This is a genomic window from Brevundimonas sp. FV1ye28 (assembly GCF_058681135.1).
The window spans coordinates 1,900,829-1,923,438 of record NZ_CM178731.1; the positions used below are offsets into that span (position 1 = coordinate 1,900,829).

Annotated in this window: 18 protein-coding genes; 7 read left to right on the plus strand and 11 right to left on the minus strand. The window is 66.5% G+C overall.

All coding sequences use genetic code 11. The features are described from left to right. Both ACW171_RS09345 and ACW171_RS09350 read left to right on the plus strand, forming a co-directional pair. Positions 1–1,083: a PepSY-associated TM helix domain-containing protein gene (locus tag ACW171_RS09345; protein ID WP_492092902.1), complete on the plus strand. Its 1,083-nt coding sequence runs from the start codon at positions 1–3 to the stop codon at positions 1,081–1,083. Further along, on the plus strand, positions 1,080–1,259 hold the full coding sequence (locus ACW171_RS09350; RefSeq protein ID WP_492092903.1) for a hypothetical protein: 180 nt from the start codon (positions 1,080–1,082) through the stop codon (positions 1,257–1,259). The genes ACW171_RS09345 and ACW171_RS09350 overlap by 4 nt, the downstream gene beginning before the upstream one ends. Here the strand turns inward: ACW171_RS09350 and ACW171_RS09355 are convergent. Next, entirely contained in the window at positions 1,256–2,710 is a 1,455-nt protein-coding gene (locus tag ACW171_RS09355; RefSeq protein ID WP_492092904.1) for an alpha/beta fold hydrolase, read from the minus strand. The genes ACW171_RS09350 and ACW171_RS09355 overlap by 4 nt on opposite strands. A 215-nt stretch (positions 2,711–2,925) precedes the next feature. Between ACW171_RS09355 and ACW171_RS09360 the strand changes: the two genes are divergently transcribed. Continuing rightward, a complete protein-coding gene (locus ACW171_RS09360; protein ID WP_492092905.1) occupies positions 2,926–4,269 on the plus strand; it encodes a LytTR family transcriptional regulator DNA-binding domain-containing protein in 1,344 nt (447 codons plus the stop codon). 18 nt (positions 4,270–4,287) lie between these two features. On the opposite strand, the gene ACW171_RS09365 is transcribed toward ACW171_RS09360, so the two are convergent. The 7 genes from ACW171_RS09365 to dnaG all read right to left on the minus strand — a co-directional run bounded on the left by ACW171_RS09365 (position 4,288) and on the right by dnaG (position 14,298). Next, the gene (locus ACW171_RS09365; protein ID WP_492092906.1) at positions 4,288–6,435 is read right to left on the minus strand and encodes an amylo-alpha-1,6-glucosidase; all 2,148 of its coding nucleotides are present in this window, start codon (positions 6,433–6,435) and stop codon (positions 4,288–4,290) included. 109 nt (positions 6,436–6,544) lie between these two features. Continuing rightward, positions 6,545–7,657 (minus strand): glycosyltransferase family 4 protein, encoded by a 1,113-nt coding sequence (locus ACW171_RS09370; RefSeq protein ID WP_492092907.1) that lies wholly within the window; start codon positions 7,655–7,657, stop codon positions 6,545–6,547. A gap of 205 nt (positions 7,658–7,862) precedes the next feature. Next, positions 7,863–8,888 (minus strand): DUF2971 domain-containing protein, encoded by a 1,026-nt coding sequence (locus ACW171_RS09375; protein WP_492092908.1) that lies wholly within the window; start codon positions 8,886–8,888, stop codon positions 7,863–7,865. Positions 8,889–8,977: 89 nt separating this feature from the next. Next, complete coding sequence (locus ACW171_RS09380; protein WP_492092909.1) at positions 8,978–9,658, minus strand: hypothetical protein; 681 nt, start codon at positions 9,656–9,658, stop codon at positions 8,978–8,980. A gap of 358 nt (positions 9,659–10,016) precedes the next feature. Next, the gene (rpoD, locus tag ACW171_RS09385) at positions 10,017–11,984 is read right to left on the minus strand and encodes an RNA polymerase sigma factor RpoD (RefSeq protein ID WP_492092910.1); all 1,968 of its coding nucleotides are present in this window, start codon (positions 11,982–11,984) and stop codon (positions 10,017–10,019) included. Between the two features lie 91 nt (positions 11,985–12,075). Continuing rightward, positions 12,076–12,342 (minus strand): hypothetical protein, encoded by a 267-nt coding sequence (locus ACW171_RS09390; protein WP_492092911.1) that lies wholly within the window; start codon positions 12,340–12,342, stop codon positions 12,076–12,078. A gap of 90 nt (positions 12,343–12,432) precedes the next feature. Continuing rightward, positions 12,433–14,298, minus strand: a complete 1,866-nt coding sequence (gene dnaG, locus ACW171_RS09395) for a DNA primase (RefSeq protein WP_492092912.1) — start codon at positions 14,296–14,298, stop codon at positions 12,433–12,435. A 198-nt stretch (positions 14,299–14,496) separates the two neighbouring features. Here dnaG and ACW171_RS09400 point away from each other — a divergent pair, with 198 nt between their 5' ends. After that, positions 14,497–14,763: a hypothetical protein gene (locus ACW171_RS09400; protein ID WP_492092913.1), complete on the plus strand. Its 267-nt coding sequence runs from the start codon at positions 14,497–14,499 to the stop codon at positions 14,761–14,763. Positions 14,764–14,990: 227 nt separating this feature from the next. Here the strand turns inward: ACW171_RS09400 and ACW171_RS09405 are convergent, their stop codons facing one another. The 3 genes from ACW171_RS09405 to ACW171_RS09415 all read right to left on the minus strand — a co-directional run bounded on the left by ACW171_RS09405 (position 14,991) and on the right by ACW171_RS09415 (position 18,018). Then, positions 14,991–15,944, minus strand: coding sequence for a hypothetical protein (locus tag ACW171_RS09405; protein ID WP_492092914.1), 954 nt, complete (start codon positions 15,942–15,944; stop codon positions 14,991–14,993). 1 nt (position 15,945) lies between these two features. Continuing rightward, complete coding sequence (carA, locus tag ACW171_RS09410; RefSeq protein WP_492092915.1) at positions 15,946–17,103, minus strand: glutamine-hydrolyzing carbamoyl-phosphate synthase small subunit; 1,158 nt, start codon at positions 17,101–17,103, stop codon at positions 15,946–15,948. A gap of 93 nt (positions 17,104–17,196) precedes the next feature. Next, complete coding sequence (locus ACW171_RS09415; protein ID WP_492092916.1) at positions 17,197–18,018, minus strand: SDR family NAD(P)-dependent oxidoreductase; 822 nt, start codon at positions 18,016–18,018, stop codon at positions 17,197–17,199. Between ACW171_RS09415 and ACW171_RS09420 the strand changes: the two genes are divergently transcribed. The 3 genes from ACW171_RS09420 to carB all read left to right on the plus strand — a co-directional run bounded on the left by ACW171_RS09420 (position 18,017) and on the right by carB (position 22,602). After that, complete coding sequence (locus ACW171_RS09420; RefSeq protein ID WP_492092917.1) at positions 18,017–18,712, plus strand: HAD family hydrolase; 696 nt, start codon at positions 18,017–18,019, stop codon at positions 18,710–18,712. The two genes, ACW171_RS09415 and ACW171_RS09420, sit on opposite strands and share 2 nt — an antisense overlap. A 137-nt stretch (positions 18,713–18,849) precedes the next feature. Continuing rightward, entirely contained in the window at positions 18,850–19,152 is a 303-nt protein-coding gene (locus ACW171_RS09425) for a hypothetical protein (RefSeq protein WP_492092918.1), read from the plus strand. Positions 19,153–19,164: 12 nt separating this feature from the next. After that, positions 19,165–22,602, plus strand: a complete 3,438-nt coding sequence (carB, locus tag ACW171_RS09430; protein ID WP_492092919.1) for a carbamoyl-phosphate synthase large subunit — start codon at positions 19,165–19,167, stop codon at positions 22,600–22,602. Positions 22,603–22,610 lie beyond the last annotated feature (8 nt).

The following is a 22,610-nucleotide window of genomic DNA, read 5'->3' on the forward strand; positions in this document are numbered from 1 at the left end:
GTGAAGCCGTCGACGATCCGCGCCTGGTCCTGGACGCACAAATGGTCGAGCCTGGTTTCCACGCTCTTCCTGTTGATGCTGTGCGTCACGGGCCTGCCGCTGGTCTTCTCCCATGAGATCGACGAGCTCCTTCTCCAGGACCCCTGGCAGGCGGCAAGCCCGGACGGCCCGAAACTCGACCTCGACCAGGTCCTGACCACGGCGCTCGCCCGCCACCCCGGCGACGTCCCCGCCTTCATGAGCTTCGACGAGGACCGGCCGGTGGTGAACGTCACCTCGGCGCCGCCCGGCTCGACCGCCTATAATTTCCAGCCGATCGACCAGACCTCCGGCGACCCCGCCCCCCTCGTCTCCGGCCACCCGGTGATGGAGTTCATTCTCCAGCTTCACACCGACATGTTCCTGGGTCTGCCCGGCATGCTGTTCCTGGGACTGATGGGTCTGATGCTGGTGGTGGCGGTGGTGTCGGGCGTCGTCCTCTACGCCCCCTTCATGCGCCGCCTGCCGTTCGGGACCTTGCGCGTCGAGAAGGCCGCCCGTACCCGCTGGCTCGACTGGCACAACCTCTTGGGCGCGGTCACCGTCGCCTGGCTTCTGGTCGTCGGGGTGACCGGCATCGTCAACACCCTGGCCACACCCATCCTCGCCGTCTGGAAGCAGGATGCGCTCGCCGAGCTCGCCGCCGCCCACGCGGTGCCTGCGCCCCCGTCGGAGCGCGCCTCTCTGGACGCCGCCGTCGAGCGCGCGAAGCTGGCCCTGCCCGGCATGCAGCTTCAGTTCGTCGCCTTCCCCGGCACGGAATACACGACCGACCACCACTATGCGGTCTTCTTCCACGGCGACACGCCGCTGACGACGCATATGATCACCCCGGCCCTGATCGACATCCGTACCGGCGAACTGGCGGCCGTCGCCCCCATGCCCTGGTATGTGAAGACCCTCAGCCTGTCCCAGCCGCTCCACTTCGGCGACTACGGCGGGTTGGCGCTGAAGATCCTCTGGGCCCTGCTGGACCTCGCGACGATCGTGCTCCTCGGCTCCGGCCTCTATCTATGGCTGGCGAAGAAGAAGCCGCGCCGATGAACAGCCACCACACCCTCTGGATCATTTTTCGCTGGCCGCTGCTGCTCGCCGTTCTCAGCCTGACCGGTCTGGTCGGAGCCCTGCTGACGGACGGCGCATGGGACTGGATCTTCGCCGCCATGATCGCGACCAGCGTGGCCACGGTCGTCTGGGCACGCATGCGAGCGACGTCCTAAGCCACCGCGAACGTCGGCGCAGCCAGGCTCAGCTGCCGGTCTCCCACAGCCTCACCTGCGAAGAACCGCACGAGCATCGACTGCACCTCGGGATGGGATTCCCAGACATTGTGGCCGGCGTTCTCGACGATCACCCGCGACTTCACGCTGAACTGCTCGGCCACCTCGTCCTGTTCCTCCAGCACCGTGCGGCCGTCCAGCGTCCCCGATACCAGCAGGGCCGGAACCCTTGTCTCCAGCGGCGCACGGAAGCCCTCGTCTAGACCGAAGCCCGGTATGGCACCCAGCAGATGCGGCATGGGGAAGTTCAGCGCGTCGCCCAGCACCGCCGTCCGCGCCTCCCGCTCCACCAGGGCCAGCCGCGCCGGCGAAATCCCCGACGCCAGATCCATGGCCACCGGCATCCCCCTCACGCTGAACAAGCCGGCCGGGTCACCGAAGAAGCGCGCCATGCCCGAGGTGTCGCCCGCGTCTAGCGCACGATACAGGCCCGGCAGCAGGGACAGCGTCGGCGGATTGGCGATCAGTCCCCCCGCCAGATACTGCACCCCGAACGCGCCCAGCTTCAGATCGACCGGCCCACCTTCGCCCGGCAGGGTCAGGGTCGCCGGCTCGGCCTCCAACCGCTCGTGCACGCGCCGCATCAGGGCAGGCAGATCCGGCACCGCCGCCCGCGCGACCGGGTCGGCGTCCAGCAACCGGTCCACCCTCGCCAGATAGGCGTCGTTGCACGCCGGCCGTTTCACCGTCTGGTCCTGCCCTTCCAGGCTGGCCAGGGCCACCCGACCGATCCGGTCGCCGTGCCGCTTCAGGATCGACAGTGCCAGATGCGAGCCATAGCTGATGCCCCACAGGTTGATCGCCTCGGCGCCCAGGTGACGCCGCAGGTCTTCCACGTCGTCTGCGCTCTGTTCGGTGGTGTATCCGGTCATGGCCACACCGGCGCGGGTCCAGTCCGCCCAGGCTTGGGTGAACTCGGCGCCGAGACGATCGGTCAGGCCTTCGCGGGTCAGGGCGGGCCAGGGTCCGACCGGCGCGGGCCGCGCGGGGATGGCGTTCGACAACCCCGTTCCCCGCTGGTCGAAGGCGATGACGTCCGCCACCTCGCGCAGCGCCATGAAGATCGGAAAGCGCGGCCCGGTCGCCGCCCCTGTGGCCTCGCCTCCGGGGCCGCCCGCCAGATAGACGATGGGCGGTCCGGGCCGCGCCGCGGTCGAGGCGAACTTCACATAGCCCAGCCGGATCCACCGCGACCTCGGGTCGTTGCGATCCTCCGGCACGTCGAAATAGCCGCGCACGGCTTCGACCTCCTGTCCGCTGCGGGCGGTGAAGCGGAACGGCCCGGCGGGCAAGGTTTCCTGGGCCCACGCCGCGCGAGGCAGGGTCAGGGCGGGAACGGCCAGGCTCGCGGCGGCGAGAAGCGATCGACGGCTCAGGTATAGGTGTTTCATGGCTTCACCTTGCCCGGCTTCGCACGGCCTGTCCGACCGGCTCGGCGAACGGCGCCGCTGGATCGGCGAACGGTGGCGCGCTCCGGTGAACGGCACGGTACAGTCTCGCCATGTGGCGAATCCTGATCATCGCTTGGCTTGTGGCCTGGTCGCCGACCGAAGGGCGGACCCAGCCTTGGCAACCCTCGTCGGCGTGGGAGACCTGTTCCGGCACGATGAGCGCCGACGGCCCGACCTTGCGCGACTGTCGCCCGCTCAGCGGCGTCATCGATCCTCAGGGCCGCGAACTCTGGCTGCGTTCGGCCCTGTCCCGCCCGTCCGGCGACGGGCCTCAGGCCTTCTACATCGGCGGCGTCGCCTCGTCCGAGGTCTGGCTGAACGGACGGCGTCTGGGCGCCAACGGCCGGCCCGGGGCTTCGGCTGAGGCTGAAACGCCGGGTCGTTTCCAGATCGCCTTCCCGATCCCCGACACCGCCTGGCGGGCACAGGACAATGTCGTGGTCGTCCGCATGTCGTCCTTCCACGGGGCCTTGCGTTTGGATCACCCTGTGGGCGACCTGTTCGTCGCGCCCTATCCGCTGCCGTCGTCGACCGCCCTGCTCGCCCTGACCTTCGTCGCGGCCGGCGCCCTGTTCGCCGCCGCCTTCGGCTTCGGGGTGATCCACGGCCTGCGACGAACGACCTCCAGCCTGATCCTGGCCCTGATCGCCGGGGTCGCGGGACTGCAGGCCATACTCGAAAGCCTGCGATCCCTTGTCGCCTATCCCTACCCGGTCCACGCCTGGCGGCTGGTCGGCATCTGGGGCCTGGCCGCCGCCTTCTCGATCCTGCTGGTCACCTATGTGGTCTTGCGATTCTGGCCCAAGGCCCGCCGTCCCGTGATCGGCGTCGCGACGCTCGCCATCGGCCTCAGCGTCTTCGCGCCCGGCTTCGACCTCAAGACCGGCGTCGCCCTGACGACCGGCGTCGCCGTTTCCGCCCTGGTGACGATCGTCGCCGTCTATCGGCGCCGCCCGGCCGCGCGCCTGACCCTGGCCTGGCTCGCCGTCTTCCTGGGAATCGCCGTCGCCTTTCCCGAGTGGCTGGTGGACCTGTCCTACTTCCTCCTGGTGGCGACCTTCATCCTGCCGCTCCTGATGACCGAGGTCGTCCGCCTCGGCCGCGACGACCGCAAGCGCGAGGACGCGCTGACCGTTGCGGCCTCGCATCCCGACTGCCTGACCGTCGCCTCGGCGCGCGGCGTCGAACGCGTTTCGGTGAAGCAGATCGTCGCCGTGATCGGCGCCGACGACTATGTCGAGCTGAGGCTGTCGGGCGGACGCAGCCTGCTGTACGCCGCGCGCCTCGACCGGCTCGAGGCCGAACTTCCACCCCGCTTCTTCCGGGCGCATCGCTCCGCAATCGCTAACGTGGAGCGGGTTCGAGCCATGGAGCGGCACGGCGGCGGCTGGCGTCTGGTCATGGACGAAGGTCCACCCCTGCCGATCAGCCGCGCCCGCGTCAGCGCCGTGCGGGGCAGGATCGACGACGCCGGCGCGCCCGAAGCCGCGCGGACCTGAGCGACCGCGACAGGCCGGTCAGCGCACCGTCGTGACCCGCACGTCGCCGGTCTTGCCGCGCGGCATCAGCACCGTTCCCTCGCCGATCCGCTCGAAGATCAGATCGACGCGCGAGGTCCCGACGGCGAGGTTCGACACCGTCAGTCGATCCACCCCCGTCGGCAGGGTCGGGTTGTTGACCGACACCACCCCCTCCAGCGCATCGACGTCCACGCCGAGCGCCGCCTGGATCATCAGGAAGGCCGATCCCGCCGCCCAGGCCTGGGGCAGGCAGGCGACCGGATAGGCGATCGGCCCCTCGCCCGGCTCCCGCTCGAAGCCGCAGAACAGTTCCGGCAACCGCATGTGGAAATGGCTGGCGGCCGTATAGATCTCGCCCAGGATCATCGACACCGCGGCCCGCTCGCCGTAGCGCGCCATGCCCGCCACCCCCAGGGAGGTGTCATGCGGCCAGACCGAGCCGTTGTGATAGCTCATCGGATTGAACCGAGCCTGCCCCTTGGCCAGGGTCCTTAGGCCCCAGCCGCTGCGGAACTCGCTCGACAGCAGCCGTTGCGTCACCCGCGCCGCCCGCTCCGCCGACGGCAGGCCGGTGAACAGCAGATGGCCCGCGTTCGATCCGATCGACCGGCACTGCTCCCCGTCGCCGTCCAGGGCGATGGCGTAGAAGCCCTCGTCCTCCATCCAAAACTTTTCCTCGACCAGGAAGCGGACCTCGTGGGCCTTCTCCTCCCAGGCCTGCGCCCGTGCATCGCCCAGCCGCGCAGCCAGATCGGCCATCGCCAGCCAGGCCGCATAGGCATAGCCCTGCACCTCCAACAGCGCGATCGGCCCCTTGGGGAACCGCCCGTCGCGGTGGAAGATCGAGTCCTCTGAGTCCTTCCAGCCCTGGTTCGACAGCCCCGTCTCGGCCGCCCGCGCATAGTCGATCAGCCCGTCGCCGTTACTGTCGCCATAGTCCCGCATCCACTCCGTCGCCGCGACCAGATTGGGCCAAAGCGCGCGGATCAGCTCCAGATCGCCGGTCCGCTTCGCATAGGCGCCGGCCAGGGCGACGAACAGACAAGTCGTGTCGACACCGCCGTAATAGAGGCCGAACGGCACCTCGTGCAGGGCGCTCATCTCGCCGCCGCGCGTCTCGTGCATGATCTTGCCGGGTTGGCTGTCGCGGAAGGCCGAGACCTCCGTCGCCTGTCGCGACGCCAGATAGGTCAGCACCCCCCGCGCCAGAGACGGATCGAGCCACAGCATCTGCCAGGCGCTGAGAATCCCGTCCCGCCCGAACGGCGTCGAGAACCACGGCGTCCCCGCGTAAGGATAGGGCCCGGTCGGCAGGTCGGTTGTCAACAGCGCCATGTCCGCCCGCGACTGATCCAGCCACGCGTTGAATAGGGGGCTCCGCGGCCCCCGCAGAGACGCCCCGCGCCGTCGTCGGCGCCGCATCGAAAGCCGGGCCTGCAGCGCGCTGTGCCGCCACCGTGCCGCGTCGGGCGCCTCGCACGCGTCTGCTCCGCACTCGATGTAGAGATCGACCGACTTGCCGGTCGGCAGGCTGAACATGAACTCGGCTCGCGTCCCAGTCAGCCGCGCCGGCGGCTCCGAGAACGACAGGCAGCTGGTCCGGTCCACGCCGTCCAGCCCGGTATAGCGGAACTGCACCCGCCGCCCGTCGTGCGTCGGCGTGTGCAGGGTTCCATGCTTGTCCCGCAGCGTCCCCCGCACCTGGAAGATGTCGGCGAAGTCCGCCCCGAAGTCGAAGGCCAGCGGCAGCAGCACGTCCTCGATGCCGTGGTTCGACATCCGCACCCGCTCGAACATCCGCTGGTCCCACAGGAACCGGCGGCGCTCGATATGCAGCACTCCCGCCGGCGCCGAGCGTCCGCCCATGGGCGGCAGGGGCCGGTTGGTCGAATGGGCGGTGAAGAAGACATTGTCGCGCGACACCCCGGAGCTCAGCCGCGACGGCCGCGCCAGTCCCGCCGTCATCACGAACCGCGACAACAGCCGCGTGTCCCTGTCGAACAGGCCGTCCGCCCCGCCCTTCAGGTCGCCCCAGCCGTCCGCCACCAGGAAGGTGTCGCCGTCCTTCAGCGCCTGAAGCGTCTCCAGCGTGCCGCTGTCACTGACCTCGGCGGCCGTTGTCTGGACCGAATAGGCGTCGTCCATGGGATCTCCGCGAGGCGGCTGAAGGTTGACCTGACCGTCCACCCGGAATGCGGCGCTGACAGGCCGCTTGCCGGTCTAATGTTCGACAACGGCAAGGGTTCAGCCTGGATCACCCGACGGCGAAGGCGCGGTCCTCCTCCAGCGGCCGGATCGGCGTCACCACCTCGTCCAGCACCACCTCCGCGAACGGCTTCCTGGCCAGCAGGTCGCCATAGACATCCAGATACCGCCGCGCCATCGCCGTGGCCGAGAACCTCAGTTCGAACCGCGCCCGGATCGCCTCGCGGTCCAGGCTGGTCGCGCGACCGGCGGCGGCCACGGCCTGTTCCAGCGTGTCCACCAGAAAGCCCGTCGCCCCGTCCTCGATGACCTCGGTCGTCGACCCGCAGCGGAAGGCGACCACCGGCGTCCCGCACGCCATCGCCTCGATCATCACCAGGCCGAACGGCTCGGGCCAGTCGATGGGGAACAGGAGCGCATCGGCCCCGCCCAGGAACTCCGACTTCTGATGGTCCCCGATCTCGCCGATGAACTCGATCAGGGGATTGCCCTCGATCATCGGCTTGATCTTCGTCTCCCAATAGACCTTGTCGGCGGCGTCCACCTTGGCCGCCATCTTCAGCTTCCGACCCAGCTTGGTCGCGATCTCGATGGCCCGGTCCGGCCGCTTCTCGGGCGATATCCGCCCCAGGAAGGCCAGATACCCCTCCGACTTGGGCGAATAGACATACTGTTCGGCCGGCATCCCGTGATGCACCGTCGCCTTCCAGTTCGCAAAGGCCAGCGGCCGGCGCTGATCGTCCGAGATCGACACCAGGCCGAACTCGGGCCACCGCTCATAGACCCCCGCCAGGTCCTTCATGTCCAGCCGCCCGTGCAGGGTCGTCAGCGTCTTGTTCGCGATCCGCTGGAAGAAGGGGAAATGGATCATGTCGGTGTGGAAATGGATGACGTCGAACTCGTCCGCCCGCTTCAGCACTTCCGCCAGCATGGTCATGTGCGAGGCCAGATCGGACTTCAGCGCCGCCGGATCCAGCCGGATCGCCTGATCCCGCACCGGCACCAGCCGCGCCTTGGTCTGGGCATCGGCCGAGGCGAACAGGGTCACATCATGCCCCAGATCGACCAGCGCGTCGGTCAGATGCGCCACCACCCGCTCGGTGCCGCCATAGAGCTTCGGAGGAACGGCCTCGTACAGCGGGGTGACCTGGGCGATCTTCATGATGTCTGTGCTCCGACCCGATCGTCCGGGCCGTAGGGATCAATGATATTGCAGGTGCGAAGTTCCTGTGTCGGGTGGCGGGCATAAGGGTGTCGAGCGACAATCCAATCCGTTGGCCCAGCTTTGCGTATCGCCGATTTTTGGCCTTTCGCTGACGTGCCGAAGGTCTGTTTCAGTCAACGGCTCACCGCCAGGTCACTGCAACCTAGGTACGAAGTGGAATGTTCGAGATCGCAATCTTCGTGTGCGGATCGGGCACACCAGCACGCACAAGCGCCATGTAGAGCGCGTCGAACAGGACCATAGGGTACTGAGTAGGGCCAATTATGATCCGGTTTAGAACATCGGGAAGACTGATCCCTCTTATGCCCAGCGGCTCGTTGTCCTTGAGTGGCAGCTTGTAGAGCCGCTGTGGCACACCGTTGACGGAGCGAAGCTCTCGCTTAATGGCATTATTCGCATTGAAGACGTCGTCGTCGAAACCTTCGCCAGTCGGATCGGCACTATAGGTAATTCGCCACTCGCGCTCCTCCCGGAAGCCAGGATGTTTGCAGGATAGGCTCGACATGTGGATGGACCGCCTCAGTTCCTCTTCGAATAATCCGTTAGGGATCTGGCGAATGGCTTCGATATTGTCGATGATCCTCGAAAGAAGGCGTTCCCATTCAATCCCAAACTCTTGTGGGCCGCCGTAGAACACCGGCGCGGAGTAGGCGTTCAGATCCAACTCCCCAAAGAATGGCTCTTGTTTGAATACTAGGGCGATGCCGCCCGCATTCCCATACGCGCGCCACATCGAAAGCCGTCCAAAGGTATACTCGGAATCGTTGATGACCACCCCTGGGCCGACGTACTCGGGGCCATGTTCTGAGATCGAGATCAGATAAGTGTGCGAGCGTCGGAGCGGGGCGCTCTGGTCGAAATAGGAGGCAATGTCGGCGTGCAGGCCCTTTCGGACGAGGTCCAACACCTGTTCGGAACGATGCCGAGTCTCGTTGTCCTGATACAGGACGTACTTGAAGCACTCTTCGCCATGAGCGATCTCCGACCAATCGTTCATGATGGCGCTGTTTCGCAGCCAGACTTCTGCATTCGAGATAATCGATAAGGCAGCTTCAGCCGAGGTGTAGTGGACGAACTCTCGGCATTCCCGCTGAGCCTTCGCAATCCGAGCTTGGCCGTAGCCATAAACGACCGCGTTAATGAGGGTGATTTGCTCTTCTTCAGTCATCACTCAGTGTTAGCTGTGCAATGATGTCGGCGACAGCGGGCATCACCCCGTGCCCAACGGAACCTTCGCCGCCAAACGGGCGGCCTGACCTACCAACTGCGCGGCGGCCGGATATCCAGCGGCTTCAGCGTCCCGTCTTCCTCCCAATAGTGGCCCGCCCAGCCGCCGCTGACGCCCTGTTCGAAATCATGCCGGGCGATCTCGGGCCCTAGGTTCGCAGCCCGCCAGTGATAGGCCGCGTGGCCGAAGGCGGAGGTGATGCCGTAGCCGGTGTCGCCCAACATGGCCTCGGCGTTCTTCACCGCCATCTCGAGGGAAAGTCTTTCAAGGGCGTCATAGTCGAAGGGATCGGGTTCGGGCTCCTCGTCGTAAGCGGCCGTGGCCTCCAGCGTCTGCGCCAGCCCCTGCACCGCCTTGAGCAGGCTCAGCGCCTCGGCCCCCCGTCCGGCGGCGATCAGGGCGGCGGCATGCCGAATGCCTGCGGCGTTCGCCTCGTCCGGGTCGATGTCGGGCAACGCCTGATGCGGCGCGGCTGCGATAGGGTCGGCGCGGCCGGCCAGACGCAGATCCTCAGCTGCTGCTTCCGTCGCCTCGCCCGCCATCGCGGCCTTCCTGGTCCAGCCCTCGGAATGGGCGCGGTACCTCAGATTGCCGTAACCGACGTCGAACCGTCGCGCGACCGAGGCCGCCGGTTCGCCGGCCAGATAGGCCTCCCTGACCCTGTCCCACACCGCCTGGGACCGCTGCTTGATCTCGCGTCTCTCTGTCATGGACGCACCATGGACCGACGTTACGTCAGAATCGGTCGGAGGCGCTGGCGGGTTTGGTCAGACTGGCGTGGGGGATTGGTCGGTTTGGCGATCCATCTCCCTCTCCCTGCGGGAGAGGGCTTGAACGCCTGAGAGCGTCAGCGATCAGACTTGCGTGAAAGGGTGAGGGGTCGGCGGCCCAGTCGGCGTGAGCCGTCGCACGGACACGGCTCACGCCGACTTCAATGCCAGCCCCTCACCCTTTCGGCTGAAGGCGCATCGCTCCGCTCTGCGAGCCTCAAGCCCTCTCCCACCGGGAGAGGGGAAAGAAAAAAGGCCGCCCCCTTTCGGAAGCGGCCCTGTTGCCTGTTGCCTAACCTCAGCTGTCCAGGAAGCTCCGCAGCTTCCGCGACCGCGAGGGATGCTTCAGCTTGCGCAGGGCCTTGGCCTCGATCTGACGGATGCGTTCGCGGGTGACCGAGAACTGCTGACCGACCTCTTCCAGGGTGTGGTCGGTGTTCATGCCGATGCCGAAGCGCATACGCAGGACGCGTTCCTCGCGCGGCGTCAGGGACGCCAGCACGCGGGTGGTGGTTTCGCGCAGGTTGGACTGGATGGCCGCGTCGATGGGCAGGATCGCGTTCTTGTCCTCGATGAAGTCGCCCAGGTGCGAATCCTCCTCGTCGCCGATCGGGGTCTCGAGGCTGATCGGCTCCTTGGCGATCTTCAGGACCTTGCGGACCTTCTCCAGCGGCATGGCCAGCTTTTCGGCCAGCTCTTCCGGGGTCGGCTCGCGGCCGATCTCGTGCAGCATCTGACGGCTGGTGCGGACGATCTTGTTGATCGTCTCGATCATGTGCACCGGGATGCGGATGGTCCGCGCCTGGTCGGCGATGGACCGCGTGATCGCCTGACGGATCCACCAGGTGGCGTAGGTCGAGAACTTGTAGCCGCGACGGTACTCGAACTTGTCGACCGCCTTCATCAGGCCGATGTTGCCCTCCTGGATCAGGTCCAGGAACTGCAGGCCGCGGTTCGTGTACTTTTTCGCGATGGAGATCACGAGGCGCAGGTTGGCCTCGACCATTTCCTTCTTGGCCTGACGGGCTTCGCGTTCGCCCTTCTGGACGGTCTGGACGATGCGGCGATAGTCGTCGATCGGCAGGCCGGCCTCGGTCGCGACGGCGGCGACGTCTGCGCGGATCGTGGCGATCTGGGTCGACTGGTCGTCGCTGAACTTGGTCCAGCGGACACCCATCTCCTTGACCGTTTCCGACCAGTTGGGGTCGAGCTCGCGGGTGAAATAGGCCTTCAGGAACTCGGGGCGCGAGATACCGTAGCTGTCGGCCATGCGCAGCAGGCGGCCTTCCAGGCCGATCAGCCGCTTGTTGATCGCATACAGCTGCTCGACCAGGGCCTCGATGCGGTTGTTATTCAGCTTCAGCGTCTTCAGCCGGCCCGAGATGGCCGCCGACAGGGTCTCATAGGCCTTCCGGTCCTTGGCGCTCAGGTCCTCGCCCTTCAGGCGCGTATCGACCAGCTTCTCCTGCAGCTTCCTGAACGCGTCGAAGTCCGAAGCGATGGCGTCCAGCGTCTCCATGACCCCGTCGCGCAGCTCCGCCTCCAGCGCCGAGATCGACATCCCTCCGCCGTCGTCGAAGTCTTCGTCCTCCTCATCCTGCTCGGCCTTTTCCGCCTCTGCAGCCTCTGCCGAACCGGGCTCGGGCTCGGGCTTCGGCGGAACGGGCTGGCCGGGGATCGGGGGCTGGGGCTGGTTGTGCGGCAGGGAGGACGGGTTCAGCACGCCGTAGGTGGCGTCCAGGTCGATGACCTCGCGCAGCAGGATGCGGTTGTTGGCCAGCTCGTCGCGCCAGACCATGATGGCCTCGAACGTCAGGGCGCTTTCGCACAGGCCCGAGATCATCGCGTCGCGACCGGCCTCGATCCGCTTGGCGATGGCGATCTCGCCCTCGCGGCTCAGCAGTTCGACCGAGCCCATCTCGCGCAGGTACATGCGCACGGGGTCGTCGGTACGGTCATAGGTCGGCTTGGCATCGCCCTCGGTGACCGAGGTCTCGGCGCGCTCAGCGACTTCACCGCCGGTCGTCTCCGCCGCGTCTTCCTCGGCCTCGACGACATTGACGCCCATTTCGGACAGCATCGCCAGCGTATCTTCGATCGCATCCGGCGTGACTTCTTCGGACGGCAGAACCTTGTTCAGCTCCTCCATCGTCACATAGCCGCGCGCCTTCGCCTGCTTGATGAATTTCTTGACCCCGGCGTCGGTCAGATCGAGCAGCGGCCCATCGGCGGTGGTTGCTTCGGGCTGTTCCTGCGTATCGGTCATTCAGTCAAACTCTCCGGCCTCAGGGCGGGCGGCGCCCCTTGGTAAATTTGCAACAGTCGGTCGGAAAGAGAACGCATAGCGCGCGAGTTCGTTACGAACCCGCCTCATCGTCCCAAATCGTCCCGGTCTTGATGGCTCGGCGCAATCCATCACGCTCCGCCTTCAGACGACTGAAGGCGGATGCGTCGAAGGCATGATCCGCCCCCGACTTCGCTGACGCCAGCGCCGCGTCCAGGCCCGCGACGCGGGTCAGGGCGTCGAAGCCTTGCGACCACCGGACCCTTGCTTCGGCGAGGGGCGCATTCGCGGCCAGGAAAGGCGCGCCGGACTTTGCCGCCGCCTTCTCGACCTCGCGCACTAAAGCATCGTGTCCGGAGGTCGCGAAATGGCGACGCAGCGCCGCAGAGTCAAGCGTCTGCCTTCTCGAAACCAACTAAATGGCCTTCCTCTATTCTCGCCAGTTCGTCCCGGACATAATGGACCGGCGCAGCGCGTCGCGTTCTCCTTTTAGGCGAGCGAAGACCTCTGACCCGGTGCCCTCGCCCAAAGCACTCATCGCTGCTTGGACTTCATTATTCAGCGCAAGCAGGTGAGACATCGCCTCATAAGCCTCTAGCCACACGGCACGGGCTTCTGAAATTTCCATTGTTGCATTCAGAAAGCGTGCTTTTGATTTTGCAGCAGCACGATCAATTTCAGCGAGCAAGTCTTCGAACCCCGCTGAAATAAGTCGGTGACGAAGAACAGCGCTGTTGGACACAGCACCAGAGAAACGCAGCCGAACGAGTTCGTTCGCCAATCCTTCGAGCGATGGGTCGCCGAATCCGTGCTTTGAAATTTCTTCCAGATAGTCGTCTATCCGGTCGGGATCTTCGATCGCCCCGTGGGCTAGCGCGGCTGGTAGTGGCTCGAGAGATCTACTCAGCGCGTGCATAGCCGAAGCGCCCTCCGCGGTTTGGCCGAGCTTCGGCGGCGGGCCCGGCCGCCAGCGTCCGCCAGTGCTAGACTGTGGGTTTCCGACTAATCCTCGCGGCCTAGCAGGGAACAAGGCGTCGAAGCGGTCGAACAGTTCCCGGCGATACTGTTCGGCCAGGTCCTTGTCCTGGATGGCGGCGGCGGCTGCCCGCAGCCGGCCCTTCAGCCCAGCGCGACGCTCGGGCGTATCCAGCGGCTCCGCCTCGGCTTCCCGATGGAAAAGGACCTCGGCGAAGGTCCGGGTCTCCTGCATCGCTTGCCTCAGCGCCGGGACGCCCTTGTCACGCAGGATGTCGTCGGGGTCCTGCCCCCCTTCCAGCAGGGCGAAGCGGAACGACCGGCCGGGCTTCAGTAGCGGCAGGGCGCGTTCGATGGCGCGATAGGCCGCGCGCTGGCCAGCTCCGTCGCCGTCGAAACAGAGGACCGGCTCGGAGGAGACCCGCCACAGCAAGGCCATCTGATCCTCGGTCAGGGCCGTGCCCATCGGCGCCACGGCCGGCAGGCCCGCACGCTGGCAGGCGATCACGTCCATATAGCCCTCGACCACGATCACGGCCTGGGTCGATTTGGATTCCGCACCCAGGATGCGCCGCGCCTCGGGCAGGCCGTAGAGGGTGGCGCCCTTGTGGAAGAGGGGGCTTTCCGGACCGTTCAGATATTTGGCCCGGTCGTCCGGGTTCATGGCCCGACCGCCGAAGCTGACCAGACGCCCGCGCGCATCCAGGATCGGGAACATGAGCCGGTCGCGGAACCGGTCGTAGGGCGCACCGCCCCCTTCGGGCGAGATCAGCATCCCCATCTCGACCAGATCGCCCGGCTTGGCGCCGCGTTGGACCAGGGCCGCCTTCAGCCCCTCGCGGTCGTTCGGCGCATAGCCCAGACCGAAGCGCTCCCACTGATCCTCAGGCAGGCCGCGTCGTTCGAGATACTCGCGCGCCGCCTTGCCGGTGGACCGACGCAGGTTCGCCGCGAACCATTTCTGGGCCAGGTCCATCCAGTCGGAAAGGCCCTGCTTCTTGGCCTCGCGCTCGGCCGCCTGCGGGTCCTCGACCGGCATCTGCATCCCGGCCTCGGCGGCCAGCCGCTCGACGGCTTCGGGAAAGCTCAGCCTCTCCGTCTCCTGCAGGAAGGAGATGACGTCCCCGTGCTTGCCCGAGCTGAAATCGTGGAAGAAGCCCTTGTCGTCGTTGACGAAGAAGGACGGCGACTTCTCCTTTGAGAACGGCGACAGCCCCACCCACTCGCGTCCCTGACGCTTGAGCTTCACCGACCGGCCGATCACGTCGGACGGGCGAAGGCGGGCCTTCAGTTCCTCAAGGAAGCGGTCATCGAAACGCACCCGCCCCCTATAGCGCGCGAGACGGCCAGTGCGCGGTTAACCAATCATTAACCAAGAAGGCGAAACCTCGACCATAACATCATGTTTTGGTTGGACATTTTTCGGTCCAAATACGGAACTATCCACAGACGACAGGGTTAATCCACTGTTACTCCGGCGCAGAAGCACCGCCCCATCCTTTCAGCCAGAGCCGTTCCCATGTTCATCGCCATCGCCCGACCGGCGGTCGAGCCCATTGGACCCGATCCCGTCGCCACCCCCTACGCACCGGTCGTGCACGACCTCAGCCCGCGCGCGCTCCACGCCCGCCTCCTGGCCAACGCCGCCCAGCGCCGCCTGCGCGGGATGGAGCGGAAACAGGCAGACCGACCCGAAGATGCCGACTATTGGCTGCACGCCGCGCCCGTGGCCGTGAAGAAGGCCTGCGCGCTTCGCGAAGAAAAGAGCTTCGCCCCCTTGCCCTGAGGCCCGGCGGCACTGCCATGCCGTGTTTAGGATTTTATTCGGACCGCCCTCTTGCGTCCGGTGATCCGGCGCCCATCTTCGTTGTCGGGTCTTTGACAGTCGAAAAAAGGGTGCGCCGATAGCCGCACATCGTCGTCATGCGAGCCGCGCGGATTTCGTCCGTTTCGTCCGTTTTGTCCGCTTTTTTTCGTCCGGACCGATCGGACGAAACTCCCCATCGGTCTGACTCAGCGCGGCTCGGGCAACCGTCGCAGTATTGAATCCCTCAGTTTTCGCCACCGATGGCCGGCACCCTTGGGCCGAACCCGCTCCCTGACTTCCAGCCCCTGCCCCCAGCGCTCGTGCATGGCGGCGGCGAGATGCGGGTGACGATCATGCTGATGGACGACGGCGCTGATCGAGCCGTCGGGATTGACGACCTGTCCGTCTTCGAGACCCAGGGTGTCGCCGGGCGTCAGGCCGATGGTGGCGACCCGGCCGTAGTTCTCGCGCACCTCGGCCTTCAGCAGGCCCATGTGGATCGCGATGTTGCAGGCCGCCTGATCCGCCCCGAACGCGCCGCCGAACTCCGAACGGGGCACCGCCGCCAGCATCAGGACCATGCGGCAGAAGCGGACGACCTCCGCCCTTGGCCCCATGACCGTGCCGACGCAGATCGCCGGCGCCGGCGCCAGGGCCTCGGCCATCGCCTCGCCGACCAGGGCGCGCAGGTATTTCATGTTGAAGGCGTGATCGCCCAGGCGGTCGCCCTCGACGAAGACCTCCAGGCCCGTCGGCTGCGGGGTGAAGGGGGGCTTCTGGAACAGCACGTCGCGGACGTCGGTGATCAAGACGCTGCGGATATCGGCCCGTTCCGCCAGATAACGATCAAAGGCCGCGAACCGGCCCATGACGGCATGGGGTTCCCACCCGTCGATCCTGGCCGGCGTCAGCATCCGGACCCGGTGCTGGTCGAACAGGGCCCGCACATCGGCCCGATCATCGACCACCAGAGCGATCTGGCCGTCGAACACCGCCCGCAACGATCGCACGAAGGGGGCGATGTCGTGGGCGTCGTAGCCGGTGGCGTAGCCCAGCACCGCATCCACGGTCCCGCCCTCCGCCTCGACCGGTTTCGCCCGCGTTGTCAGCGCCGCGCCCAGCCAGCCCAGATAGGCCGATGACGCGGCCGCCCCGCTCATCTCAGGCCTTCATCAGGTCGCTGAAACGGTCGAACAGATAGAGGCTGTCGGTCGGTCCCGGAGAGGCTTCGGGGTGGTGCTGGACGCTAAACACCGGGCGGTCCTTCAACTGGATGCCGCAGTTGGTGCCGTCGAACAGGCTGACATGGGTCTCCTCGACCGCGTCCGGCAGGCTGTCGCGGTCGACGGTGAAGCCATGGTTCATCGACACGATCTCGACCTTGCCGGTCGTCAGATCCTTCACCGGATGGTTCGCGCCGTGGTGACCCTGATCCATCTTCACGGTCCTGGCGCCCAGGGCCAGCGCCAGCATCTGATGGCCCAGGCAGATGCCGAAGACGGGCTTGCCGCTCTCCACCAGCTTCTTGATCTCGGGCACCGCATACTCGCCCGTCGCCGCCGGATCGCCCGGCCCGTTGGACAGGACGACGCCGTCAGGGCTGCGCGCCAGGATCTCCTCGGCGGTCGTCGTCGCCGGAACGACGGTGATCTTGGCGCCTGTCGAGGCCAGGGCCCGAAGGATGTTTCGCTTCACGCCGTAGTCGACGACCACCACATTCTTGCGGCCCTCGGTCTTCGGGTGACCTTCCGGCCATTCCCACAGGCCCTCGTTCCATTCGAACGCCTGCAGCGTCGAGGCGGGCTTGGCGAGGTCGAGGCCCACCAGCCCCGTCCACTCGCGCGCCTGGACGACCAGGGCGTCGAGGTCGAACCTGCCTTCGGGATCATGGGCGATGACGGCGTGGGGCGCGCCGTGGTCGCGAATCCGCTGGGTCAGGGCGCGGGTGTCGATCCCCGCCAGCCCGACGACGCCGCGGCGCTTCATCCAGACGTCGAAGCTGGCGTCGGAGCGATAGTTGGCCGGGTCGGTCGGCAGGTCGCGGAAGATCGCGCCCCGCGCCGAGGTGTCGGACCCGCCGCCCATCTGTTCGATGTCTTCGACGTTCGTGCCGGTGTTGCCGACATGCGGGAAGGTGAAGGCCAGGATCTGGCTCATGTAGGACGGGTCGGTCAGGATCTCCTGATACCCGGTCATGGCGGTGTTGAAGACCACCTCGCCGAGCGCAGAACCGGCCGCGCCGACCCCTATGCCCTGGAAGATCGTGCCATCGGCAAGAACGAGGACGCCGGTCGCGCCGGGAAGAAGCTGTGCGGTCATGGAGCGCCTCATAGCACCGAATCCCGGCGCTCAAACGGCGGCGTGACTAAAGCGATGCCGTCTCCGGGTCAACGCGCTCGACTGAAGCGTGAGCTAGGCGGGTATTCGCGCCCCGTCCCAGGCGAAGACCCCGCCGCTGTCGGAGGGGGTCAGAGAATTCAGAACCGCCAGCATCCGCTCGGCGGAATAGGCGGGCGTGAACAGCTTTTCCGGCCGCACGCCCCGCTGGAAGGGCTCGCTCAGAGCCGTGTCGACCGTGCCGGGATGCAGCCCGGCCAAGATCGCCAGGGGGTGCGAGCGCGCCATCTCGATCGCGAGGTTCGTCAGGATCATGTTCAGCGCCGCCTTCGACGCCCGATAGCTGTGCCAGCCGCCCAGCCGGTTGTCGCCGATCGACCCCACACGGGCAGACAGGGCCGCGAACTTCGAGGGCCGATCTCGCGGCAGAAGCGGCACGAAATGCTTGGCGATCAGGGCCGGCCCGATGGCATTGATCCGGTAATCGCGCATCAGATGCTCGGCCGTCATGGTCTTGTAGGACCGCTCCGGTTCAAGCCCGCTCTGGAGCACCCCGGTCGCGACGATCACCAGAGTCGGGGCCGGCCCTTCGGCAACGCGCGCAGCCGCGCTGATGATGCTGGCCTCGTCCTCGAGGTCCAGACCGCCCTGTGATCTGGACAGTCGGTGCACCTGGGCGAACCGCCCCTCAGCCTCGATTCGGTCGGCGATGGCGCCGCCGATCCCGCCGGACGCACCGACGATCACAGCCGAGGAGAGCTCACTTGGATCCAGCATGTTTCCGATCAACGACAGACACGCTCCAGGGGCAAGTCCTTCCAGCAGGCGAACCGCGGTCCCGTTGACGTAGGCCGCTCGCCGCGCGAGACGACCGGCGCGCAGTCGGAGCCTGGCCATGACCATCACCACCGTCGGCCTCGATGCCGACGACACCCTCTGGCACAACGAGACGATCTTCCGTTTGACGCACGCTCGCTTCGTGGAGCTTCTGGACGCCCACGGCGACCTTGAGACGATCGAGACCCGCCTCGCCGATGTCGAGCGCCGTAACCTTCGGCTCTACGGCTACGGGGTGAAGGGGTTCACCCTGTCGATGATCGAAACCGCGATGGAGCTGTGCGACGGGGGCGCACCGCCCGAGGTGGTGCGCGAGATCCTGGCCGCCGGTCGCGAGATGCTGGCCCATCCGGTAGAGACCCTGCCCGGCGTCGATGAGGCGCTGGCCGCCCTGTCGGAAAGCTACCGCCTGGTCCTGATCACCAAGGGCGACCTGATGGATCAGGAGCGCAAGGTGGCGGCTTCGGGGCTCGGCGACCTGTTCGCGGCGGTGGAGATCGTCTCGGAGAAGGATCGCGGCACCTACGAGCGCGTCTTCGCCCGGCATGGGACGGGCGCGGACGAGGCCGTGATGGCGGGCAACTCGGTCAAGTCGGACGTCCTGCCGGCCATCAAGGCCGGGGCGTTCGCCGTTCACATTCCGTATCACGTCACCTGGGCGCATGAGATCGCCGAGCCGCCCATCGATCACCCGCGCTTCGGGCTGTTGGAGACGATCGCCGATCTGCCGGGTTGGATCGCGGAACGCGCCTGAAGCGTCACAAGAGGGTTGCTCCCCCGCCCCCCCGTCTTTAGACGGGCCGCTTAGCCGACAACCTGAACCGACCCCGCCGCGCGAGCCCTTCGCCGACGGGCGTTCGCGCGCGAAAGACGACGACCCTGGACGAGGACGTGATCAGCCATGACGAACGGGATGCGATGATCCGCGCGTCCTTGCTGACCCATGGGGATACGGGGGTCACGCCGCGCCATACTTTGTTCTTCTTCTACGGCGAGGGGGACCACGATGACCTCAACGAGGTCGCGCGGCGGGCGGGGTTTCTGACCCGGGGTCAGGACGACGCCACCATTCTTGAAACGACGATGGCGGTGGACGAAGCCAGCTTCGCCCCCGTCAGCGCCATGATGCAATCCTGGGCTGCGGCCTTTCAGCTGGACTACGACGGCTGGGAGTGCGCGGTCGTGACGAACTAGAGGGAGGCTGAGATGCCGAAACGTACGGATATCCAGTCTATTCTAATTATCGGCGCGGGGCCGATCGTGATCGGTCAGGCTTGCGAGTTCGACTATTCCGGAGTCCAGGCGTGCAAGGCGCTGAAGGCCGAGGGATATAGGGTCATCCTGGTCAACTCCAACCCCGCCACGATCATGACCGATCCGGACATGGCCGATGCGACCTATATCGAGCCGATCACGCCGGAGTTCGTCGAGCGGATCATCGCCAAGGAACGGCCCGACGCCCTGTTGCCGACCATGGGCGGGCAGACGGCGCTGAATACGGCGCTGGCGCTGGATGCGAACGGGGTGCTGGAGAAGTATGGCGTCGAGATGATCGGGGCCAAGGCCGAGGTCATCGACAAGGCCGAGGACCGCCAGAAATTCCGCGACGCCATGGACAAGCTGGGCCTGGAATCGCCGAAGTCCAAGGCGGCCCATTCCATGGAAGAGGCGCTGGACGGGCTGGAGTTCGTGGGCCTGCCCGCCGTGATCCGTCCTTCGTTCACGCTCGCCGGCACCGGCGGCGGCATCGCCTTCAACCGCGAGGAGTTCGAGGAGATCGTGCTTCGCGGGCTGGACCTGAGCCCCACCACCGAAGTCCTGATCGAAGAAAGCGTGCTCGGCTGGAAGGAGTACGAGATGGAGGTGGTCCGCGACAAGGCGGACAACTGCATCATCATCTGCTCGATCGAGAACATCGACCCGATGGGCGTGCACACGGGCGACTCGATCACCGTGGCCCCGGCCCTGACCCTGACCGACAAAGAGTACCAGCGCATGCGCACGGGCTCGATCAATGTCCTGCGCGAGATCGGCGTCGAGACCGGCGGATCGAACGTGCAGTGGGCGATCAATCCGGCCGATGGCCGGATGGTGGTGATCGAGATGAATCCGCGCGTGTCGCGCTCCTCGGCCCTGGCGTCCAAGGCCACCGGCTTCCCCATCGCCAAGGTCGCCGCGCGTCTGGCTGTGGGCTACACGCTCGACGAACTGCAAAACGACATCACGAAGGTGACGCCGGCCTCGTTCGAGCCGTCGATCGACTATGTCGTGACCAAGATCCCGCGTTTCGCCTTCGAGAAATACCCGGGCTCGGAGCCCCTGCTGGGCACCTCGATGAAGTCGGTCGGCGAGGTAATGGCCATCGGCCGGACCTTCCAGGAATCGATGCAGAAGGCCCTGCGCGGCCTGGAGACCGGCCTGTCGGGCTTCGACGAGATCGAGATCGACGGCACGGTGGATGTCGAGGACGACGCCTCGGCTCGGGCCGCGGTCGTGCGGGCGCTGGGGATGCCGACCCCGGACCGGATCCGTGTCATCGCCCAGGCCTTCCGCCACGGCCTGTCGGTCGAGGAGGTCAACGCCGCCTGTTCCTACGAGCCGTGGTTCCTGCGCCAGATCGCCGACATCGTGCGGGAGGAAGGGCACATCCGGGTCAAGGGGCTGCCGGGCATGCCGTCCCCCTCCTCCGTGCACCCCGGCGAAGGCCGGGGTCCAGATGGAGGGCTCGATGGTCAGGACAGTGTTCGCGATCTGGATCCCGGCCTTCGCCGGGATGCACGGGGTGAAAATGCTGTGCGGGATGACGATGCGACCGCCTTCCGTCGCCTCAAGGCCAAGGGCTTCTCGGACGCCCGTCTCGCGCAACTGACCGGCACGACGGAGCGCGAGGTTCGGGCCCTGCGACGGTCGTTGAACGTCCGCCCCGTCTTCAAGCGGATCGACACCTGCGCGGCCGAGTTCGCATCGGCCACGGCCTATATGTACTCGACCTATGAGACCGGCGCCCTGGGCCAGATTCCGCTCTGCGAGTCCGAGCCAACCGACAGAAAGAAGGCGGTAATTCTGGGCGGCGGGCCGAACCGGATCGGGCAAGGGATCGAGTTCGATTACTGCTGCTGCCACGCGGCGTTCGCCTTTGCGGACATCGGCGTCGAAAGCATCATGGTCAACTGCAATCCGGAGACGGTGTCGACCGACTACGACACCTCGGATCGCCTGTATTTCGAGCCGCTGACGGCCGAGGACGTGCTGGAGCTGATCGAGGTCGAGCGGTCGAACGGCGAGCTGATCGGCGTCGTGGTGCAGTTCGGCGGCCAGACGCCGCTGAAGCTGGCCCATGCCCTGCACGAGGACGGCATTCCGATCCTGGGCACGTCGCTGGACTCCATCGACCTGGCCGAGGACCGCGAGCGGTTCCAGGTCATGCTGAACGACATCGGCCTGTTGCAGCCGCCGAACGGCCTGGCGCGCTCGGCCGAGGAAGCCGCGCGTGAAGCGGATCGGGTGGGTTATCCCGTGGTGCTGCGTCCCTCCTATGTGCTGGGCGGGCGGGGGATGATGATCGTCCACGACCGCGAGGGGCTGGATCGCTACGTCGGCGAGGCCATGCGGGTGTCGGGCGACGATCCCGTGCTGATCGACCACTATCTGAACCGCGCCACCGAGGTGGACGTCGACGCCCTGTGCGACGACGAGACGGTGTTCGTGGCCGGGGTGCTGGAACATATCGAGGAAGCCGGCGTCCACTCGGGCGACAGCGCCTGTTCGATGCCGCCGTGGTCGCTGAAGCCCGAGACGGTCGCCGAACTGAAGCGCCAGACCGAAGCCATGGCGCGCGCGCTGAAGGTGCGCGGGCTGATGAACGTGCAGTTCGCCATCGAGGAGCCGCATAGCGACAACCCGCGCATCTTCGTGCTGGAAGTGAACCCGCGCGCGTCGCGGACCGCGCCCTTCGTGGCCAAGACCATCGGCCAGCCGGTCGCCGCCATCGCCGCCAAGGTCATGGCCGGGGTGCCGCTGTCGAGCTTCGGGCTGAAGGACGTCCCCTACGACCATATCGCGGTCAAGGAGGCGGTCTTCCCATTCGCCCGCTTCGCCGGGGTCGACACCATCCTGGGGCCCGAGATGCGCTCGACCGGCGAGGTCATGGGCCTGGACTTCAAGCGTCCTGGCGAGACCGACATGGCGCCTGCCTTCGCCCGCGCCTTCGCCAAGTCCCAGATCGGCGGCGGGACCATCCTGCCGACGTCCGGGTGCGCCTTCGTCTCGGTCAAGGATGACGACAAGCCCTTCATCGTCGAGGCGGTGAAACTGTTGCTGGCCCAGGGCTTCGAGGTCATCGCCACCGGCGGGACACACACCTATCTGGAGGCCGCAGGCCTGAAGGTCGGCTATGTGAAGAAGGTGCTGGAAGGCCGTCCGAACATCGTCGACGCCATAAAGAACGGCGACGTCCAGCTGGTCATCAACACCACCGAGGGCAAGCAGTCGCTGCAGGACAGCTTCAGCCTGCGCCGCTCGGCCCTGATGACCAAGGTGCCTTATTACACGACGGCGGCGGGGGCCCTGGCGGCCGCCCAGGCCATCGGGGCGATCCAGGCGGACGATCTGGACGTGAAGCCGATCCAGGCCTTCGCGCATTAAGACCCTGA

Coding starts and splice junctions, on each gene's coding strand:
- ACW171_RS09380 (WP_492092909.1), bottom strand. CDS start 9,658: ATGACAGAGAGACGCGAGATCAAGCAGCGGTCCCAGGCGGTGTGGGAC.
- ACW171_RS09405 (WP_492092914.1), bottom strand. CDS start 15,944: ATGAGCGGGGCGGCCGCGTCATCGGCCTATCTGGGCTGGCTGGGCGCG.
- ACW171_RS09350 (WP_492092903.1), top strand. CDS start 1,080: ATGAACAGCCACCACACCCTCTGGATCATTTTTCGCTGGCCGCTGCTG.
- ACW171_RS09360 (WP_492092905.1), top strand. CDS start 2,926: ATGAGCGCCGACGGCCCGACCTTGCGCGACTGTCGCCCGCTCAGCGGC.
- rpoD (WP_492092910.1), bottom strand. CDS start 11,984: ATGACCGATACGCAGGAACAGCCCGAAGCAACCACCGCCGATGGGCCG.
- carA (WP_492092915.1), bottom strand. CDS start 17,103: ATGACCGCACAGCTTCTTCCCGGCGCGACCGGCGTCCTCGTTCTTGCC.
- ACW171_RS09400 (WP_492092913.1), top strand. CDS start 14,497: ATGTTCATCGCCATCGCCCGACCGGCGGTCGAGCCCATTGGACCCGAT.
- ACW171_RS09415 (WP_492092916.1), bottom strand. CDS start 18,018: ATGGCCAGGCTCCGACTGCGCGCCGGTCGTCTCGCGCGGCGAGCGGCC.
- ACW171_RS09375 (WP_492092908.1), bottom strand. CDS start 8,888: ATGACTGAAGAAGAGCAAATCACCCTCATTAACGCGGTCGTTTATGGC.
- ACW171_RS09355 (WP_492092904.1), bottom strand. CDS start 2,710: ATGAAACACCTATACCTGAGCCGTCGATCGCTTCTCGCCGCCGCGAGC.
- ACW171_RS09370 (WP_492092907.1), bottom strand. CDS start 7,657: ATGAAGATCGCCCAGGTCACCCCGCTGTACGAGGCCGTTCCTCCGAAG.
- carB (WP_492092919.1), top strand. CDS start 19,165: ATGCCGAAACGTACGGATATCCAGTCTATTCTAATTATCGGCGCGGGG.
- ACW171_RS09365 (WP_492092906.1), bottom strand. CDS start 6,435: ATGGACGACGCCTATTCGGTCCAGACAACGGCCGCCGAGGTCAGTGAC.
- ACW171_RS09420 (WP_492092917.1), top strand. CDS start 18,017: ATGACCATCACCACCGTCGGCCTCGATGCCGACGACACCCTCTGGCAC.